Origin of the sequence: Lactobacillus sp. ESL0701 (genome assembly GCF_029433445.1) — a bacterium.
Classification (GTDB): domain Bacteria; phylum Bacillota; class Bacilli; order Lactobacillales; family Lactobacillaceae; genus Lactobacillus.
This window is the reverse complement of sequence record NZ_JAQTIC010000009.1, coordinates 33,009-52,030: the sequence shown is the minus strand read 5'-3', so window position 1 is coordinate 52,030 and position 19,022 is coordinate 33,009. Positions and strand designations below refer to the sequence as shown.

Sequence of the window (19,022 nt, the reverse complement as noted above, 5' to 3'; positions counted from 1 at the left end):
CCTTAATTTATTACTTCTTAAAATCAAATAATTGTTCCCGATAATATTCATACTGCTTTTGTCTCAATTCAATTTCTTTAGGTAAGCCTTCAGATATATTATTAACTAGAGTATTAAATCTATCTAATGCTTTTACTATTTCGGCTTGAATTGTATATGTCGGAATTAGCACTTTATATTTTTTCACTTGATTATCTGTTACTGATGGATAACTTGTTCCTTTCTGAATATTTTTAATATAATTAAAGAATTTATTTGTTTGAATTTGATAATAAATAAATTTAGAAATAACATTTGAATTATTACATCTTAGTACTGTATATCCTGTACTTGCAATCTGACCATCAAATTTTTTATTAACATATGCAAATCTTTTTAACATTGGGCGAGTTCCACCAAATAGAATATCATGTTCCTTAATCAACTGTTTTGCCCTACTTGGAGCTGTTAGTCTATTAACTAAAGAAGCAGTTACTACTACATGGTTTTGTCTATCAACAGAAGATAAGTCAATATAAAAATATGATTTAGTGTCATTTTCAAACTTAACTGTTGAAACTCTTTCAGTGATTTCTCCTAATGTTTTCCATTCCACGCCACCAGTTAGTCTTATTCCAACTGCTTTAGCGGCAGCATTTAAAATATCAAAGAAGTAATTAGTTATCGTTCGTTCGTTCGTTCGTTCGTTCGTTCTTATCATATTAAAGTCAAATGTCAAGAGCTGATCACGATAATATTCGTATTGCTTTTGCCTTTGGTCTATTTCTTCTGGTAATAATCCTTCTGTATTATTCAACAAATCTTGAAATCTATCTAGTACCGAAACAACCTGATTTTGAATCAATAGAGGTGGTATTGGTATCTGTATTTTATTTAAATCTGTTTGCGTTAAACTAGGTCTAGTAGGATTAGTACTCAATCGAGATACATCAAAGCTCTGAACAAAATAGAAAAAATACTTTGGTATAATTCTAGTTTCATCAATTTCAGTATAAAAAATAGTATCAACATTCCAAAAAGGTTCATCAAGGTAAAAAGCATTATCTATTGAACCTTTTCGTGGAATTAATACAGTTGGTTTAGAATATGCAGATTTATTAACCGAAATATTCATTTTTCCACCACTGCCATAAACTGGAACTTTACCTTTGCCAAGAGATTTCCAATCTTTTCCATTTTTTATTTTTGCAACGTCAGAAAGAAGAACCCAATTAACTTCTTGCTTCTTCCCCCCTAGTTTATCAAGCTTTTCAGAGAGTTTAGTCAAATATTCCTCAGATAATAATTTGTCTCTATAATAAGAATATTGTTGTTGTCTAGACTGTAATTCAGACTGTAATTCAGACTGTAATTCAGTAACATAATCTGTGAATTTGTCAAGTATTTCTACTATTTTTTGTTGAACTTCAAGAGAAGGAACTGGTATCTTTATTTGTGAAAATTTGGAAATCCACATTCGCTTATGTTCCGCTATATCTATACTTATTGTTTTTATATAATGATAGCAATATCTCAAATTTATCTCATTATTTTTAGGTCTAAGTAATTTCATTGCAGACGATTTGACCTTAAAGTCAAAGTCAACCCAATGACTAGAAGTTGTAAAGTCATCAAAAATAATTACCGGTTCATCTTTTGAAGCAATATATATTCCGTCTTTATCATTTGTATATCCTAATATAAAAGTTTGACCTGCAGTTAAGACTGGTATTTTATAACTTGAGTCATAGTTGGTAGAACTAACAATATACTTAGTTGGTTGTTCATAATTTAGAACACTTCCCAATTTTTTCCATTCAACATGTTCATCTTTTAGCAATTCATCAATCTTTGACATTTGCCTCACCTTCTTTACTTACAATAATTCCTTAACTATTTTGTTAATATCAGCTCTTAATTGATCAATCTTTTTAACAGTTTGATCAATTTGCTTATTCAAAACATCAATATCAATTTTTTCTCGTGTATCTTCCTTTTCAACGTAAGTTGAAACCGACATATTGTAGTCATTTTTAGCAATTTCATCATGACTAATATTTTTAGCAAAGTAATCAATATCTTTACGTTCACGAAATTCTTGAACAATATGAGTAATATTATCATTATTTAAAATATTATTGTTTGTTTCTTTTTGAAATTCTTTACTGGCATCAATGAAAAGTGTTGTATTATCTTTCTTATGTTTTGACAGCACCATAATACAAGTTGCTATTGTTGTACCAAAAAACAAATTTTCTGGTAAAGCAATTACACAATCAATAAAGTTATTATCAACCAGGTATTGTCTAATAGTTTTTTCTGCACCTTTACGATAAAAAATACCTGGAAAACAAACTATTGCTGCCAATCCTTGTGAAGAAAGATAACTGAGACAATGTAAGATAAAGGCATAATCAGCATAATTCTTTGGTGCTAATTTACCAGCTGGTGCAAAACGTGGATCGTTAATCAAAGTTGGATCATTATTGCCAGGCCACTTTTGAGAATATGGTGGATTAGAAACAATTGCATCGAATGGTTTATCATTTTCATGCATTGGATGCAAAAGCGTATCACCGCGCTTAATTGAAAAATCACTATAATTGACATCATGTAAAAACATATTCATGCGTGCCATATTGTAATTTGTCATATTAATTTCTTGACCAAAAAACCCCTCTTTAATTACATGATCATCAAATTGTTTTTTCATCTGTAGTAGTAGAGAGCCACTTCCACATGTTGGATCGTATACTTTATTAATTTCAGTTTTACCATCAGTAACTATTCTAGCAAGCAATTTAGATACAGTTTGTGGTGTAAAAAATTCCCCTCCAGATTTTCCAGCATTACTAGCGTAATTTGAAATTAAGTATTCATAAGCATCACCAAAAGCATCGATATCATTATCTTGAAAATTATCAAATTGAATATTAGCAATACCTTGAAGAATTTTTCTTAAACGATCATTTTTTTCTTTAACAGTTCCGCCTAATCTATTACTAGTAGTATCAATATCAGCAAATAAGCCATTAATATTATCTTCAGATGGATGACCTTCAGCACTTTTTTCTATACTTTTGAAAATATTAGCCAAATCAGTATTTAGATTCTCATTGTTTTTTGAAGCTTTTAAAACATTAGCAAATAATTGACTAGGTAAAATAAAAAAGCCCTTATCTTCAATTGTTCCTGGCTCAAAATCCTCTCGTGCCTCTTCATCAGATAATTCAGTATAATCAAAATCATCATCTCCAGCTTCATGCTCAGCTGAATTAAAAAATTCTGTCATATTTTCTGAAATAAAGCGATAAAACAAAATTCCAAGAACATACTGTTTAAAATCCCATCCATCTACTGCTCCACGAACATTATCAGCAATTGCCCAAATTTTTCGATGTAATTCCTGTCGTTGAACTGTCTCTTGAGATTCTCTATTATTTGTCATTCTTATCATTTCTCCACTTGATACGTAAATCTATAATTTTAATTATAAAACAAAAATCAATAAAAATACCTACCAAGTAAGTTTTTCTCAATTGGTAGGTTAAAAATACTTTGAAACTATATTTTATCTTCTTCTATTTTTTCCTTTAATTTCTACTTCTTTGGCTAAAGTTCTTATCCTTTCCATTAAACGAGCTGCCTTAACTGGCTCAACAGCATTTTTAGTCACCTTAAAATGTTCTTCAAGTTTATCCATATCTATATTAGATGAAAAAAATGTTGGCAGAACATTATCCATACGCGCTTGTAAAATAACACCTAACACATCATCACGTGACCATTGACTCAAAGTTTCTGCACCAATATCATCTAAAATTAATAAATCACACTGACTCACACGATCAATTTCATTTTGCAAACTATTATCTTCAAAATGACTCGATAACTTTGCAATAAATGTTGGTACATGTAAAAAGACAACATTCTTGTTCATAGCAGCTACATGATTAGCAAGTCCTGCTAAAATGTATGTCTTACCTACTCCAAAATTTCCCTCTAAATAAAGTCCCTTCTGATGAGGATTACGTCTATATTTAGATAAAAATTTAATTATTAAGTCAACCACGCCTTTTCGCTCATTAGTCAAATCAATTTCGCTTATATGAACTTTACGCAATTTTTCAGGCAAGTCGATTAAGTTCAAATGTAGTTTAGTATTGTTTTCACGATCTCGAATCAATTTATTTGAATCAGGTACAAATCGCAGATCAATTGCATTATGATTCAAAAACAATTCAGGCCGATATCCGGTTATAACAGGATCTTGATTATGTCGTTGTGAATAATATTCATATAAATTTGACAAACTCTGGTTTATCATTTTCTGAGTAATTTTATTTTCATTTTCATGAATAAATTTTTGAATATCCGGATCAGTTAATACTTGTTGGTAAATCTTATTTAAATTATATTTTTCTTTAATTTCAGGATTAACTTTATTTAAAATATCGCCTATTTGTTGCATTGTATAATACCTACCTAAGTCCAGTTTGATCCTCTAAATTCTTAAGAAAATCCTTCAACTCACTAGCCGTCTTATCAGTTTGAACTGTCTTATCATGCTTACTCCAGTCGGTACCCTTTTCAACCTTTTTAGTTTTTGTCGAATAACGAGGATAGTAACTCTTCTTCTGCTGACGCTTCTCCATATATTCCAAAGCCTGACTGCCTGTCTTAACACCATGCTGCAGCCAATCATGCAGAATTGTATTAGCCAAACGATAAGACACCGACGGTCCACTGTTCAAGCAGGCATAGGTCAAGATATTGAGTAATTCTGCTGGAATATCTTTTTGATTATACAGATTATCCAGCACTTTATATTCACTGGCATCAACATAATCATGCTTGTCAGTCTTCAAGCGGTACAAAAATTGCGCCGGTGACTTCGTCTGCGCTAACTGCAAAATTCGCTGGTCACGCAGGCTCAAACTAGAATTGTCTTGAATTGAAGCTTGTTGATCTTGTGTTTGCTGTAAATTTTTGCGCGTGCCTTCAGCGTGAATATTTTCCGCAATGGTTCGCTTAATCTGCGGCATATTAAGTTCATAACTGTCATGCAGGCATGGCAAGGTTTCGTCAACAAATTCCTGCTCCGACAAGCCGTAAGTGCGCATTATTCCCCTAATCGCCGCCTGATTTTTGTCAATTTCACTTGCAGCAATTTGGTAAATTTCAAACTGCTCCTTCATAAACTGCCAGTCAATCGTATCTTGCTCGTTAACCCTGGCCTTAGCAGCTGGCTGAGCTTGATTTTCTTGGGCTGCTTGCTGGACATCTTGCGAGGGACTAATTGCTTCCTCATCTGGCAAACGAAAAACATCCATAAATGATGCGGAAACATCCTTAGCATTTTGCATGCCGTTAACCTGATTCTCCCTACGCTTATTTTCCCGAGCAAAAGCATGACTCAACGATTGAAAAGTTGTCACGCCGACTTTTTCTTTTAATAAACTAGCCAGCAAGGCTGTCGCAAAAAATTCACTACTAGTGGGCACGCAAGTTAAAGAAAACAGCAGCACTTGCCCCATGATTTCATTCTTAATAATGCGCGTTTTAACAAGTCCTACTGCCTCTAGCTTATGCAGTGCTTGGAACAATTCTTTCAAACTGCAGTCAAGCTGCTCTTGCAGATGGTAAATGCCCTTACTGTCAGACAAAATTGCCGCCGCATCATAATCAGCCACCAAAGTTAAGTAAAGAGCAATACCACTAGCACCAACTAGTGGTTGGTACAATTTAATTAAAACTTGCAAATCCTGCGGAAAAACCGTTACTTGATTAATAATAAAAAAAGGTTGTTTGGGATTAGCGGTCTCAAACATCAGTAGTTCCCTTCTCCTCACGTTTAGCAATCATATCTTCCATCGTCTTCATAAAACTGGACATATCTTTAAATTCGCGGTAAATGGAGGCAAATCGAATGTAAGCAACATCGTCAATATCAGCCAATTCGTCCATGACAATTTGACCGATTTTCTTTGATGAAATTTCGCTGACGCCTTGTTTTCTAACCTTGTTTTCAACGTGGTCAACTAGCTGCTCAAATTGAGCACTAGTAATTGGACGCTTTTGCCCAGCAGCCATCACACCATGCAAAATCTTTTTGCGGCTAAATGGCTCTCTTGTACCGTCATTTTTAATGACTAACAATGGCGTAGTTTCCATGCGTTCAAAGGTTGTAAACCGAAAACCACAATTTTCACATTCACGTCTACGGCGAATTGCCCGATTTTCATCACTAGGACGAGAATCAATTACGCGCGAGGCATTTTGCCGACAATTAGGACATTCCATTCTTCTCTCCTTTTAATTTAAGTAGCAACTGGGCCAATTGGACCTCTAACTCTTTTATTGTACCAGTATTTGTAATTACATAGTCGGCCAACTCGATTTTTTGTGCAAGTGGCATTTGGCTGTTAATCCGATTCAGTGCCGCCTTACGCGTTAAGCCATCACGCGTTATCAGTCGCTTAATCTGCGTTTTTTCAGGAACTGTAATTAGCAATGTCTTGTCGCAATATTTCTGTGCGCCCGATTCAAATAAAACTGGCGCATCCAGAATAACCAGCTCTTCATTAGCTTGTTTATTTTGCGTAATTTTAGTCTGAATTATTTCAAAAATCAACGGGTGGGTAATTTTATTCAAGATACTCAATTGCTTAGGGTTACTGAACACCACTTCGCCAAGCCTGTGACGATCAAGCGTTTGGTCTGAATTTAAAAACTTGCTGCCAAATTGCTGGACAACTTGATGATAACCAGCTTCGCCAACATTCAAAATATCATGAGCAATTAGGTCGCTATCAATAATCGGCAATTGCTGCTTTTTAAAAAAGGCATCGGCGGTACTTTTACCGCTGGCAATTCCACCTGTTAAGCCCAACACTAGTGTCATTTGTAAACCACCTGGCACTCAGGACAAAAAGTCGTCCCCCGACCATTAACCTTGATCTTTTCAAGTGAATTGCCACAGCGCGCGCACGGTTCACCCTGATGACCATAGACCCGCAACATTTTTTGAAAGCCGCCGGTTTCACCATTAGCATCAAGATAAGTATGCACAGTAGTACCACGTTTGGCAATCGCTAAGGTAATTAGTGCGTTAATATTGTCATGCAGTTCTGCCACTTTTTCCCTAGGAATTTGACTAGCAACACTTAACGGGTGAATTTTCGTTTGCCACAAGACCTCGTCAACATAGATATTGCCTAACCCGGCAACAATACTTTGGTCAAGCAAGGTACTCTTGATATTTTTCTTCTTGCGGCTAAGTCCTGCTGCTAAAAATTCCACCGTAAACTCGGTAGAATTAGGTTCAAAACCAAGTTTACTAATTCCAGTGACAATCTTTTCTGTTCCCGTTGCAACTAGCTGCATGCGGCCAAATTTACGCACGTCATTATAGCGCAAAGCTGTATCATCAGTGAAAGTAAACTGCACGTGATCGTGCTTATCCTTAGGTGCGGCAATTGTTGTCAGCCGATATTTACCTTCCATACGCAAGTGCGACACAATCGTTAAATCGCCACTTAAGCGAATTAACAAGTATTTAGCATAACGGTCAATGGTTAAAACTTTCTGTCCCGTAACTTGTTTAACAAACTCATCATGGTCGCTGGCGATAATTTTAGGATACCACAAGGTGACCTCTTTAATTGTTTTTCCTTTAATTAAGGGAAGCAACGTGCGGCGCACTGTTTCGACTTCCGGCATTTCTGGCATTAATTTATCTCCTTATTTTGCATCATACCAATTGTGACCCCAACCGGAATCAGCAATTAACGGAATATCAAGCTGGACTGCTGACTGCATAACCTCGGGAACAATCTTCTTAATCGTTTCCAGTTCATCCTTAGGCACATCAAAAATCAGCTCATCATGAACCTGAACTACCATTTTTGTCTTGAGGTGTAATTCATCCAACTTCTTCTGCATGTTGATCATGGCAATCTTAATAATATCAGCAGCTGACCCCTGAATTGGTGAATTTATCGCGGTTCTTTCCGCAAATGACCGCACATTGAAATTCTTAGCATGAATATCAGGCAAGTAACGGCGACGGTGCATAATTGTTTCGGCATAACCCTTTTCACGTGCTTCCTGAACAGCCTTGTCCATATAGTCACGAATTTGCGGATATTGTTCAAAGTAATTATCAATAAATTCCTTGGCTTGTTTTCGACTGATGTCCAAGTTCTTAGATAAACCGTAATCGGAAATCCCATAAACAATCCCAAAGTTAACGGCCTTTGCTCGGCGGCGCATTAACGGTGTCACTTCATCTGGAGAATCTAAGTGGAATATCTTCATTGCCGTGTGTGAGTGAATATCATAGCCTGTCTTAAAGGCTTCCTGCATGTTCTCATCACCAGAAACCTGTGCCAAAACCCGCAATTCAATTTGAGAATAATCACAAGAGAAAATGTAGCCATCCGGCGTACTTGGGACAAAGGCCTTTCTGATTTGTTTACCTTCTTCTGTTCTAGTCGGAATATTTTGCAAGTTAGGATCAACTGAAGACAAACGTCCTGTCGCTGTTAGCGTCTGCAAATAACGCGTATGAACGCGACTATCCTTTTGAATAACATCAAGCAGCCCCTTAACGTAAGTCGATTGAATTTTAGCAATCTGCCGGTAAGTCAAAATTTCATCAATAATTGGACTTTGGTCTTTTAACTGGTTCAAAACGTCAACTGAGGTTGAATAACCGGTTTTTGTCTTTTTAATTGGCGGCAAACCCATCTTTTCAAACAGAATATGCCCTAATTGCTTAGGAGAATTGAGGTTAAAACGTTCTCCAGCTTCTTGATAAATCTTGTTTTCAAGGTCTTGCAATTCCACGGCAAATTCATTCTGCAATTGAATTAAAGTACCTGCCTGAACCTTAATACCGTTCATTTCCATCACGGCTAAAACGCGCGCTACTGGAATTTCAATACTGGCAAACAAGTCGTCTTGTTCATGATCCTTCAGACGCTTTAATAATTCATCCTTCAATCTAACAATCGACTGGGCCTTGCTGGCAAGGTGGCTGAATAAGATTTGGTCATCGTCGGGAATGTGTTCCTTTTTGCCCTTGCCGTAAACTTCAAAGTCACTTTTAACTGAATAGTCACCGTATAAATGACAAACTTCCCCCATGTCATTGGAATTATTCTCGTTATTAACTAAATATGATGCCAGCAGCATGTCATAATCAATTCCTTGAACTTGGATGTCCAACCGATTGAGACCAACCATTGTTCGTTTAAGGTCAAAGACATCTTTTTGAATTTTATCATTTTCTAAAAGTTGCTTTAATTGCTCAGTCTGTAAAAGTTCAACATCGCGGCTGACATAGGTTTGCTCACCAACTTTAAGGGCAAAGCCAATAAATTCTGCCAAATGATAATTGGCGCCGAGCATCCCCAAATAAAAGCTGACAGTATCTCCTTCAGTCACCTTAATTTGTTCCATCAGCTTTTTAGTAAGTTCAACATAGTCAATCTGAACTTCTGTTTCAGGCGCATTTTCACCAGAAGCAGTATCTGCTGCATCCAATTGATTTAAAAATTTACGAAAATTCATCTTTTCGTAAAACTGCCGCAATTTGTCTTGGTCAACCTTTTGCCGCTTAACACCAGCTAAGTCAATGGTCACTGGACTTTCACAGTTAATCGTCGCTAACTTTTTAGCTAAAAAGGCCTTATCCTTGTCGTTAATTAAGTTTTCCTTTAACTTGGACTTCTTCATATCAGCTACATGCTCGTAAAGTCCCTCAACTGAACCATACTGCTGAATTAAACGTGAAGCTGTCTTAGGACCAACCTTAGTTACCCCAGGATAATTATCGGAATTGTCCCCCATCAGTGCCTTCATATCAATAAATTCAGTTGGCGTCACGCCATTAACTTCCTTCATGTGCTCTGGCGTATATGCTTCTAGGTCTGAAACGCCAGACTTAGTTACCATGACCGTTGTTTTTTCTGAAGCTAGTTGAGTTAAATCCTTATCTCCAGTCACAATTGTTACCGCCATATTTTGTTCTTCACCAAGGCGCGCGAAAGTCCCGATAATATCATCGGCTTCATAATTCTTTAGTTCGTAAGTCGCAATTCCTAAATCATGCAGCATTTCTTGAATATATGGCAACTGCTCTAATAATTCCGGCGGTGTTTTCTGGCGACCGCCCTTGTAGTCATCATACATGCTATTTCTAAAAGTTGTCTTGCCAGCATCAAAGGCAACCAAGACATAGTCTGGCTGAACATCTTTTAGTAGAACATCCAGCATATTTTTAAAAGTATAAATGGCATTAGTGTGCAGACCTTCCGCATTTTTGAAGTTTTCAAGCTGCCGGTAAAGTGCATAAAACGCACGAAAGGCAACGGAATTACCATCAATTAAAAGTAATTTTTGATCAGCCATAATTCTCCTCGTTATTAAATCGTCAGTTAATTCACATACCATTCTAACAGTTTTAACGGTTTCTAGCAGATTACTGACTTACTTATAATTTAAAAAAACTAGTCGCGTTGCAACTAGTTTCTTAGTTAATTTTATTTTTGCAATAATTTTGCGAAGGCATCTTCGTATTTTGGTATGTCACCGGCACCCATGAAGACAATAACACTATCATGATTTTGGGTTAAATCAGCAATATTAGCCAAATCAATGACTTCTGAGCCTGGAATTTGCGCAGTTAAGTCTTCACTTGATATATCGCCAGCACTCTCACGAGCAGACGCATAAATCGGCGTTATATAAGCTTTATCAACATCACGCAAAATTTCTTCGAAATCCTTAGCGTATTTTTTAGTCCGTGAAAATGTATGCGGCTGAAAGACAACAACTAGCCGTTTGCCCGGGAATTTTTGGCGGGCAGCTTGAATGGTAGCCTTCATTTCGGTTGGGTGGTGAGCGTAATCATCAATTACATTAATATCGCCATAGTCAGTTTCAGTAAACCGGCGTTTGGCACCACGGTAAGTCAACAAACCTTCTTGAATATCTGCCAGCGGAATTTGTTCAGTATAAGCAACTGCCACAACTGCCGTCGTGTTCAAAATGTTATGGTCACCAAACAAGTGAACTGTGAAGCGACCGATATTTTCACCATGAGCTAAAACATCAAAGGTTGAACCAGTTGTTGTTCGGTCAATATTAACCGCTTGGAAATCATCAGTGTCTTCAAAACCATAAGTATACTTAGGAATACTGGTCTTTAAAGCTTGCAAACGACTGTTGCCGCCCCAAACAAACAGACCCTTCTTAGTTTGATCGGCAGCTGTTTGGAAGGCTGAAGTATAATCGTCCTGATCTTTAAAGTAATCAGGGTGATCGAAGTCAATGTTAGTCATAATTTGATAATCTGGATGATAAGCTAAGAAGTGACGGCGGTACTCATCGGCTTCATAAACAAAGAAGCGCGAATCTTGGACGCCCTTACCTTCACCATCACCAATTAAATAAGAAGTTGGTGCAGCTTCACCGAGTACATGAGCTAATAGGCCTGTCGTCGAAGTCTTGCCGTGAGTTCCAGAAACACCAATACTGGTATGCATCGCTACAACTTCTTCAACTGTGTCGGGATAGCTCTGCCAAGTAATGCCTTGATCTTCACATGCCTTGACTTCAACATTATCGTCTTTAAAAGCATTACCCTTAACAATTATTTGACCGCTAGGCTTAATATTAGCAGACGCAAAGTCAGCAACTTCAATCCCAGCTTTTTCTAACGGTACTTGCGTGAAAGTGTACTTAGTAATATCACTGCCGGCAACCTTATAGCCTAAGTCGTGCAACAACAAGGCCAAAGAAGCCATCCCTGTACCCTTAATTCCAATAAACCAAATTTGTTTGTTCTTATCTAACATTTCATTTGCTCCAAATTTTATTCAATAATCGTTTATTATTTTACCATTATTACAGGCAAAAGAGTAACAAGTGACGAATATAATCAATAGAGCATCAGGAACTATGAAATTTAATTTGCTGTTTCACTTTATTTAACAGAACAGTTTAAATTTATCGCTTTTAAAAAGTGGCATCCATGATCCCCACTTATGCTGCTTAATATCATTGAGTACTAGTAATAAGCCACTATTACCAGTTGTCAAATCAAGTGACAGTTTATAACCAAACCTTCCTTGAACAAAAGCTGCATCCCCTTGACCCACAATATAATTATTAAGCAATTTTAGCTTATGCGCTAATCGATTATCATCAGTTAAATTCTCAACTGCAGTATCCAAAACTATTAAGCTAATAAAGCCATCAAACAAACCATCTAAATATGTTACAAAAACATCATTGGCTTTAATTAATTTTTGTAATATAGCTTTTTCATTCTGATTAATACTTTCGGGGCTGTCTTGAATAAATTCTATTAATAATAGCGCCAACCCTGCATTACCATGATTTACATACGGCATCAACCGTTCATAAGATAATGTATTGTCTTTAATATAAGCAACTGTTTGACTAATTTCGAGTGAATTGTTCAATACCAAATGCAATATTCTTAATGCTTCTATTCGATATTTTTCAACCTGAGTAGCAACATACATTTTCCATAAAAACAGAGCTGCACCTAGCCAGCCAGTTAACAAGCCACTATCACATTCTTTAGTATATTTTTCTGATTGAGTAAGTTCACTAACTTTCTTAGCTAATAATTGTGCTTGGCGTAAGTATTTTTCATTATTATTCTGCAAATAAAACGTTAAGTAAGCTAGACCTACACCAGAGATTCCAGAATAAATTGAAATATCTTGGTTTAATTTACAAGACAACAATTTGTCCATAATTAATTTGCTCAACTCTTGATAGCCCTGTTCAGCTAAAACCACCGCAATACCCGTAAGTCCTGTAAATAACCCGCTATTATTATCCTGATTATCTAGCAATTTTTTAATATTGGTAATCTGATGGTCAATCCAATTATGAATCTGGTGATTAATTTTGCTATTTAAGCAATTAGACCTTGTCAATGCCATAATTGCACCAAAAGCACCGTTAGCTACTGAATAATAACTAATTTGAGAATCATATTCAGTAATATCACCACGAATTAAGCCCATAAAATCAAAATCAAGGTGTTGAATAATCCCCTGTGCTATTTCTGAAATATTTTTATCAAGGTTATCTATATCAAAACTTGTTTTTGGCTTAAACAAATTTGCTTGATAATGTTGTGGGTGGCGTGTAGAAATATTAAAATTCAGGCTCAACTTATTTTTCAAGCAATGAAAGAAGTCTACAATTTCAGGACCAAATTCATTAGCAATATTTTTATCCTGTTCTTGTTCCATTTCAGGAGCCCAATCAAAACCACTGGCTATTGGTAAAATCATATAACGTGCAATCTTATATAAAGCGATGTTATCAGCTTCACCAAACGTATGAGCATTAACATCAGCATAACCTGGTGTTGCCATCCCCGGTTGATATTTAGCAGTCAATTTTTGCGAGTTTTCAAAGTCAATTAATTTAATAATGTTGTCTGTTAAATTAAGTAAAATAACATTATCTGGTTGTAAATCGCCAATCGCTAAGCCATAACTATGTACATGCTCAACTGCCACTGTCAGCGCATTAATAATTGCAACACATTTTTTTGCATACTTCTTTTTTTCAGCCTTACTTGCAATAAACGGATACTGACTATCAATAAAATCAGCCAATGTATCTCCTTCAAGATACTCTTCTACCATGTATAAATGCTTCCATGCCTTAAATTTTTCATAGACATTAACTGTCTCTGGAACATCATGCAACTTTGCCAAAGCATTGTACTCGCATTCTACTCGTTCAAAGCCATCAAGACCATTAGCATCAAGACCGGCATGAGCACGACCTTCTTTTAAGACACACTCATTACCATTTAAAGTCGCATGATAAACCCCACCAGCATTACTAAAATGCAGCGCAGAGTCAATTTGATACTTCATTAATTGTTTAAATTCAGATTTGTTATATTGTTGAACATTAGACTGCAATTCAGTAGGCTCCACAATGAATTCAGGCACTTGATAGTATGGTGTTCTTTTATCTTCAATTAGATTTCCATGATTATCCTTGATGCAATATACTTCCTTACCATTAATTTTTGCTTTTATTTCTTTAAATGCACCATAGCGATAGAAAATATGAGTATCGTGCCATTCCTTATCGCTTAGAATATATGGGCCCTCTAAAAAATTGCTTGTAACTTGCGCTAGTTCATCAAGTAGCCACACAAATTCTTTGTCAGTTCTTGGATAAATGGTAATGAATTTCCCAGAGCTTGCACGATCGCCATATTTCGAATTGCTTAAAATTAACTCATCCAAAGTATTCACAAACTTATAAGTTACTTTTTTAGCAGTTAAATATTCACTGACAGCTAATAAGAGTTGCTGAGCATCCTTAACATTTGCTGAAATATGAATTTTCCAACCTTGCTCAGGCAATTGATGATTAAACAAAATGTAATGCCAATAATTATCACTATAATCATAAAAATTGCCAGTTGGCTTAATATATTTAAAACCATTATGATGACTATCGTTTGGTTGATAAAATAATGTCTTGTCATCCTTAATAAACCCGAGATAGTCATTACCCGTTAATTCCATTATTACCCTACTTTCTATTCATTAACCGCTAAAATTTGTTCCTTAACAAACTGCTGATACTTAGGAACTTTTTGTATTAAATCTTTATGCGTGCCACTACCAATAACGTGATGTTGATCCAAAAAGTAAATTTTGTCGGAATCGACAATTGTTGACAGTCTGTGTGCAATCACAATTAAAGTTGTCTTCTGCCCCATCATAATTTTATTCAAAGCATCCGAGACAATTTTTTCGGAATCAGGATCTAAGTTGGATGTTGCTTCATCTAAAATTAAAAAGTTAGCGTTTCTTAAATATGCACGTGCTAATTGCAGACGCTGCCTCTGACCACCAGATAGCCCTACACCTTGCTCCCCAACAACAGTTTGCAATCCTTGCGGTAATTTTTTGATTTCATCAGCTAAGTTCGCCTTTTCAAGTGCCGACCAAATTTCACTATCTTTTGGTTTTTGGGACAAACCAAAGGTTAAATTCAAATAAATTGTTCCAGAAATAATTGTATTTTCTTGCGTCACAACAGCAAACATATCTCGCCAAGTACTTAACTTATATTCTGATGCCTGTTCTTGACCCAAAAGTAATTTTCCATGCTCTATTTCATACAGTCTTGCCAATAGATTAATAATTGTTGTTTTTCCTGCACCAGATGGGCCAACAATTGCTGTCTTCTTACCTGACGCAAACTCAAGTGACACATTTTGTAAAACTGGTTCCTGATCGTTATAAGAAAAAGACACATTTTGTAAAACTAAATCGCCACATACAGGTAATTGTGATATTTGTTTTGTATAAACATCCTGTTCACCTTGCGTATTTAGAATCTTATTAAGCTTGACAGTCGCACCTTTAGCTTGCTTATATCCCGCATAAAAGTTGCCTAAAGAGTTAATAGGATCAATTACCTGGAAAAGATATATTAAAAAAGAAACCAATGTTCCAATACTCAAACTCTGCTGCTGGACACGAATACCACCATAAATAATGATCATTAGAATGATTCCAAGAGTAAAAACGGTTTGGATTGGCCCAACAATTGAAAAAATCTTGTCAGTTCTCTTAGATACCTTAAAGAGATTATTAACAACGTCTTTAAAATTAGCTAAAACTGGCCGATAGGCATTATTTAACTTAATGCTACGAATATTATAGAGATTTTCTGTACTCTGACCTGACAGTTCACTCAGCTTATTCTGTGTGATTACTGACAACTTCTCACTAATCTTTCCGATGGGAATGGCAATAAAAATAATTAATGAAAAAGACAAAATAATAAATAACGTTAATCGCCAATCAAGACTAAAGAGAATCAAAAATGAACCAACAATCGTAATCAAACTATTAATGGTCGTTGGAATACTACTAGTCATAAAATCCTGTACAACCTCAGCATCATTAATTACTCGACTTGAAAGTTGACCACTTCTTTTATCAGCGAAAAAGCTCATTGGCAGTGTAAGTAAATGCTGCTCAACCTGCATTCTCACAGCAGCAATCTTGCGATCACCTGCTACACTGATAAGATACTCACTAATTGCACTCACAATAGCACTTAGAATAATCGAACCAGCAACTACTAACGCCAAATTGATATTTAAATGATGAACAATTTTGGTCTTAGCATCTACTAATTGCTTAATAACTAATGGTACCCAAATATTAACAAAGGTCCCACAAACACTAAGCAATATTCCAAAAACAAATCCCCACGATAAGGTATATAAAGTTATCTTCTTTTCCATAACTAGACTCTCATTCTATTTCAACTAGTAAAGGCACATCCTAAAATAACCTAAAGATGTGCCCTTAAAACTTAAAACAAAATTTATAATATAGGTGGCAATTTTATACTTTCCAATGTATGACCACAAATTAAGGATGTATATGTATTACCATCTGCATCTACGCAAACATGAAATTTCATTTTTTTCTTTTTCTTATGACATTTATGCTTTTTTTGTAGCTGCAAAATATTATTACTCATTGCTATCACCTGCCGAATCAATAAAAATATCGGAAACCTTATGTCCATGAACTACATTGCCACATAAGAGTGAACATCTTACATGTTTATTTTTATGCCTCTTATGCTTTAAAGCATGTTTTTGTAGGGCTAAAATACATTCAAGCATAAACATATATCTCCTTAGTATGCAGGGAAATATACGGTACCTATAGAATTATTACAAATATATGTAATTGGTCTAGGCTGATTTTTTGATGACTTCTTTCCTTTTTTAGCTTTTCTTAATAAATCTGATGATTGTAAATCTAAAACACTATTCATAATTTTTCTCCTTAAAATTTACTATTTTTTACGATTAACTTTATTCAATTACTTTAAAACAAATCATACATTTTCATCATTTTCTTTCATTAACGATGAAATTAGCCAATTAGTAATGAAAAACCTACTAAAAATATCTTCAACATGTTTTTCTCCTTTCAATTTAATAATTTTCATTGACATTATTATTAAATCAGGGCTATAAATATAAGTGTTATTTTGTTGCCAAATTTCACATTTATATATTTTCGGAAAGAGAAACTATGAAAGCCTTTGGCGAAACCCTTAAACAAATTCGCAATTCACGAAGCATAACTCAACAACAATTAGCAGATAATAATTTATTAAATAGATCAACTATCTCTAAGATTGAACATTCAACTGAAGAACCTGCTTATGAAAGTGCTGTTAAATTGATTAGAACTCTAGGAATTACACCAGATGAATTTTCTTATATTTGCAATAACTATCAGCTTAATGCACGTGACAAGATAATATATGATATTCTCAATATTGCTTACAGCACAGAAACAAATAAAATTGACCAGATAATTGAACACTGCGCAACCCTATCTTATGATCCAACGATATCCAGATTAATCCCAATTTTGAAGGGTTTTAAGGCAGCTAATGCAAACAACTTAGCATTAGCAAGAAAGCTTATTATGCCTGTTTGGAATGATTATTTATCTAAGATTGAAACTTGGACAATATTAGACCTCTGCATTATTAATTTGATTTTCTTTATTTTTGATGAAGAAACTATGGCTTGTATATCGGAACAGGCAATTCAGACAATTGAAAATAATTATCAATTCTTAAAGTCACTAGAATCTAGTTTTCTTCTTAATCAAGCTATTCTTTATATGGAACGGCAAGATTTCAACAGTGCAATTACTAGTTTAAATAGGGCACTGCCACTTATTAAGCATTCTTTTCGTTATGACAAACTTTTTTTAGCAAAGGGTAGATTAGCTATCTGTAATAAAAATAAAAAAGAAGCTCAACATTGTTTAAATGTTCTAAAGGAAATGGGAGCCGATAATGTCCACCAGGCATTAAGCGAAGAAATAACAAAATTTAACAATCAATTTTAAAAAGTACACATAAAAAGGCTGTCACATCATGACAGCCTTTTTAATTAATATTTAGCTTTATCTTATAACTTAATCTTGCCGCTAGCTAGCAATTCATCACAGACTTCTGGATCAAAAGCAGCGCCGACTGTAAAGTCATCAGGCACAACCATAATACCGCGCTTTTGCTCTGCATGTTCTAAGCCTAATTCGCGAGCTGAACAAATCATGCCGTATGAGTCAACTCCACGCAAATCGCCAGGCCAAATTTGTTGGCCATTAGGCATCAACGTACCAGGCAAGGCAACAACTACCTTTTGACCTTGAGCAATATTAGGTGCACCACAAACGATTTGGTGTTCCTCGCCATCGCCAACTTCAATCGTGGTGACATGCAAGTGATCAGAATCTGGGTGCTTGTCACAAGTCTTAACTAAGCCATAAACAAGAGTTGGCTTGCCGTAAGCTAATTCAGTATCAAAGCCAGCTTCAGTCAGCTTTTGGTTCAAAGCTGTCAAATCAGCATCTGTCAACTTAACTTGACCATCTGGCAATTTAGCATAGTCAATTACCTTATCAACGTTAAAAAAGTTGTAACCAGTAACATTACCTTGTTCATCAATAACTTGAGTAATGTCGCCCTTTTCCACGTATTCGCTCTTACCGTGATCTTGACCCAAAATCACGATTAATGTATTAGGATAACTGCGTTTATTAATACTAGTAATCATTAAATAATCTCCTTAATTAGTCAAGTGACCGCAAAAAGTCCTCAACTTCATCTTTGGTCTTACGATCCTTATTTACTAGTCTACCAATTTCTGCGCCATCTTGGTAGACAACAAATGATGGAATTCCCATAATATTTAATTCTTTAGCTAAATCAATTGAGCCATCACGATCAATTTGATAAAACTTGCTATCGGCAAAATCTTGCTCAATTGCCGGCATAAATGGATCTAAAAAGCGGCAGTCTGGGCACCAATCAGCAGAAAATTCCAAGACAGTACGACCATTTTTAGTAATTTCAGTTAATTTTGTTTGCGTTAATTCTTTAATTTGTTCCATCAGTAAAAC

Annotated in this window: 14 protein-coding genes; 1 reads left to right on the top strand and 13 read right to left on the bottom strand. The window is 35.4% G+C overall.

The window, feature by feature from the left end; all coding sequences use genetic code 11:
- Positions 1-10: 10 nt before the first annotated feature.
- From PT281_RS07405 to PT281_RS07355, 11 genes are all read right to left on the bottom strand, one after another.
- Positions 11-1,837 (bottom strand): restriction endonuclease subunit S, encoded by a 1,827-nt coding sequence (locus tag PT281_RS07405; protein WP_277153391.1) that lies wholly within the window; start codon positions 1,835-1,837, stop codon positions 11-13.
- A gap of 18 nt (positions 1,838-1,855) precedes the next feature.
- Positions 1,856-3,427 (bottom strand): type I restriction-modification system subunit M, encoded by a 1,572-nt coding sequence (locus PT281_RS07400; protein WP_277153389.1) that lies wholly within the window; start codon positions 3,425-3,427, stop codon positions 1,856-1,858.
- 123 nt (positions 3,428-3,550) lie between these two features.
- Entirely contained in the window at positions 3,551-4,450 is a 900-nt protein-coding gene (gene dnaI / locus PT281_RS07395) for a primosomal protein DnaI (protein WP_277153387.1), read from the bottom strand.
- 10 nt (positions 4,451-4,460) lie between these two features.
- Positions 4,461-5,810, bottom strand: a complete 1,350-nt coding sequence (locus tag PT281_RS07390; RefSeq protein WP_277153385.1) for a DnaD domain protein — start codon at positions 5,808-5,810, stop codon at positions 4,461-4,463.
- Positions 5,803-6,282 (bottom strand): transcriptional regulator NrdR, encoded by a 480-nt coding sequence (gene nrdR / locus PT281_RS07385; protein ID WP_277153383.1) that lies wholly within the window; start codon positions 6,280-6,282, stop codon positions 5,803-5,805. The genes PT281_RS07390 and nrdR overlap by 8 nt, the downstream gene beginning before the upstream one ends.
- Positions 6,269-6,883: a dephospho-CoA kinase gene (coaE, locus tag PT281_RS07380; protein WP_277153381.1), complete on the bottom strand. Its 615-nt coding sequence runs from the start codon at positions 6,881-6,883 to the stop codon at positions 6,269-6,271. The genes nrdR and coaE overlap by 14 nt, the downstream gene beginning before the upstream one ends.
- Entirely contained in the window at positions 6,880-7,710 is an 831-nt protein-coding gene (mutM, locus tag PT281_RS07375) for a bifunctional DNA-formamidopyrimidine glycosylase/DNA-(apurinic or apyrimidinic site) lyase (RefSeq protein WP_277153379.1), read from the bottom strand. Before mutM ends, coaE begins: the two co-directional genes overlap by 4 nt.
- A 12-nt stretch (positions 7,711-7,722) precedes the next feature.
- Complete coding sequence (gene polA, locus PT281_RS07370) at positions 7,723-10,395, bottom strand: DNA polymerase I (RefSeq protein WP_277153377.1); 2,673 nt, start codon at positions 10,393-10,395, stop codon at positions 7,723-7,725.
- 131 nt (positions 10,396-10,526) lie between these two features.
- Complete coding sequence (gene murC / locus PT281_RS07365) at positions 10,527-11,843, bottom strand: UDP-N-acetylmuramate--L-alanine ligase (RefSeq protein ID WP_277153375.1); 1,317 nt, start codon at positions 11,841-11,843, stop codon at positions 10,527-10,529.
- Positions 11,844-11,975: 132 nt separating this feature from the next.
- The gene (gene lanKC / locus PT281_RS07360) at positions 11,976-14,585 is read right to left on the bottom strand and encodes a class III lanthionine synthetase LanKC (RefSeq protein ID WP_277153373.1); all 2,610 of its coding nucleotides are present in this window, start codon (positions 14,583-14,585) and stop codon (positions 11,976-11,978) included.
- Positions 14,586-14,599: 14 nt separating this feature from the next.
- On the bottom strand, positions 14,600-16,324 hold the full coding sequence (locus PT281_RS07355; RefSeq protein WP_277153371.1) for an ABC transporter ATP-binding protein: 1,725 nt from the start codon (positions 16,322-16,324) through the stop codon (positions 14,600-14,602).
- 808 nt (positions 16,325-17,132) lie between these two features.
- On the opposite strand from PT281_RS07355, the gene PT281_RS07350 reads away from it, so the two are divergent.
- Positions 17,133-17,966, top strand: a complete 834-nt coding sequence (locus PT281_RS07350) for an Rgg/GadR/MutR family transcriptional regulator (RefSeq protein WP_277153369.1) — start codon at positions 17,133-17,135, stop codon at positions 17,964-17,966.
- Between the two features lie 62 nt (positions 17,967-18,028).
- Here the strand turns inward: PT281_RS07350 and ytpR are convergent, their stop codons facing one another.
- Both ytpR and PT281_RS07340 read right to left on the bottom strand, forming a co-directional pair.
- Positions 18,029-18,676: a YtpR family tRNA-binding protein gene (gene ytpR, locus PT281_RS07345; protein WP_277153367.1), complete on the bottom strand. Its 648-nt coding sequence runs from the start codon at positions 18,674-18,676 to the stop codon at positions 18,029-18,031.
- Between the two features lie 16 nt (positions 18,677-18,692).
- Positions 18,693-19,013 carry a thioredoxin family protein gene (locus tag PT281_RS07340; RefSeq protein ID WP_277131460.1) on the bottom strand — a complete coding sequence of 107 codons (321 nt, stop codon included), beginning with the start codon at positions 19,011-19,013 and terminating at the stop codon, positions 18,693-18,695.
- Between the last annotated feature and the right edge of the window lie 9 nt (positions 19,014-19,022).

Coding starts and splice junctions, on each gene's coding strand:
- PT281_RS07400 (WP_277153389.1), bottom strand. CDS start 3,427: ATGACAAATAATAGAGAATCTCAAGAGACAGTTCAACGACAGGAATTA.
- PT281_RS07350 (WP_277153369.1), top strand. CDS start 17,133: ATGAAAGCCTTTGGCGAAACCCTTAAACAAATTCGCAATTCACGAAGC.
- dnaI (WP_277153387.1), bottom strand. CDS start 4,450: ATGCAACAAATAGGCGATATTTTAAATAAAGTTAATCCTGAAATTAAA.
- PT281_RS07340 (WP_277131460.1), bottom strand. CDS start 19,013: ATGGAACAAATTAAAGAATTAACGCAAACAAAATTAACTGAAATTACT.
- PT281_RS07355 (WP_277153371.1), bottom strand. CDS start 16,324: ATGGAAAAGAAGATAACTTTATATACCTTATCGTGGGGATTTGTTTTT.
- nrdR (WP_277153383.1), bottom strand. CDS start 6,282: ATGGAATGTCCTAATTGTCGGCAAAATGCCTCGCGCGTAATTGATTCT.
- PT281_RS07390 (WP_277153385.1), bottom strand. CDS start 5,810: ATGTTTGAGACCGCTAATCCCAAACAACCTTTTTTTATTATTAATCAA.
- mutM (WP_277153379.1), bottom strand. CDS start 7,710: ATGCCAGAAATGCCGGAAGTCGAAACAGTGCGCCGCACGTTGCTTCCC.
- PT281_RS07405 (WP_277153391.1), bottom strand. CDS start 1,837: ATGTCAAAGATTGATGAATTGCTAAAAGATGAACATGTTGAATGGAAA.
- ytpR (WP_277153367.1), bottom strand. CDS start 18,676: ATGATTACTAGTATTAATAAACGCAGTTATCCTAATACATTAATCGTG.
- murC (WP_277153375.1), bottom strand. CDS start 11,843: ATGTTAGATAAGAACAAACAAATTTGGTTTATTGGAATTAAGGGTACA.
- lanKC (WP_277153373.1), bottom strand. CDS start 14,585: ATGGAATTAACGGGTAATGACTATCTCGGGTTTATTAAGGATGACAAG.
- coaE (WP_277153381.1), bottom strand. CDS start 6,883: ATGACACTAGTGTTGGGCTTAACAGGTGGAATTGCCAGCGGTAAAAGT.
- polA (WP_277153377.1), bottom strand. CDS start 10,395: ATGGCTGATCAAAAATTACTTTTAATTGATGGTAATTCCGTTGCCTTT.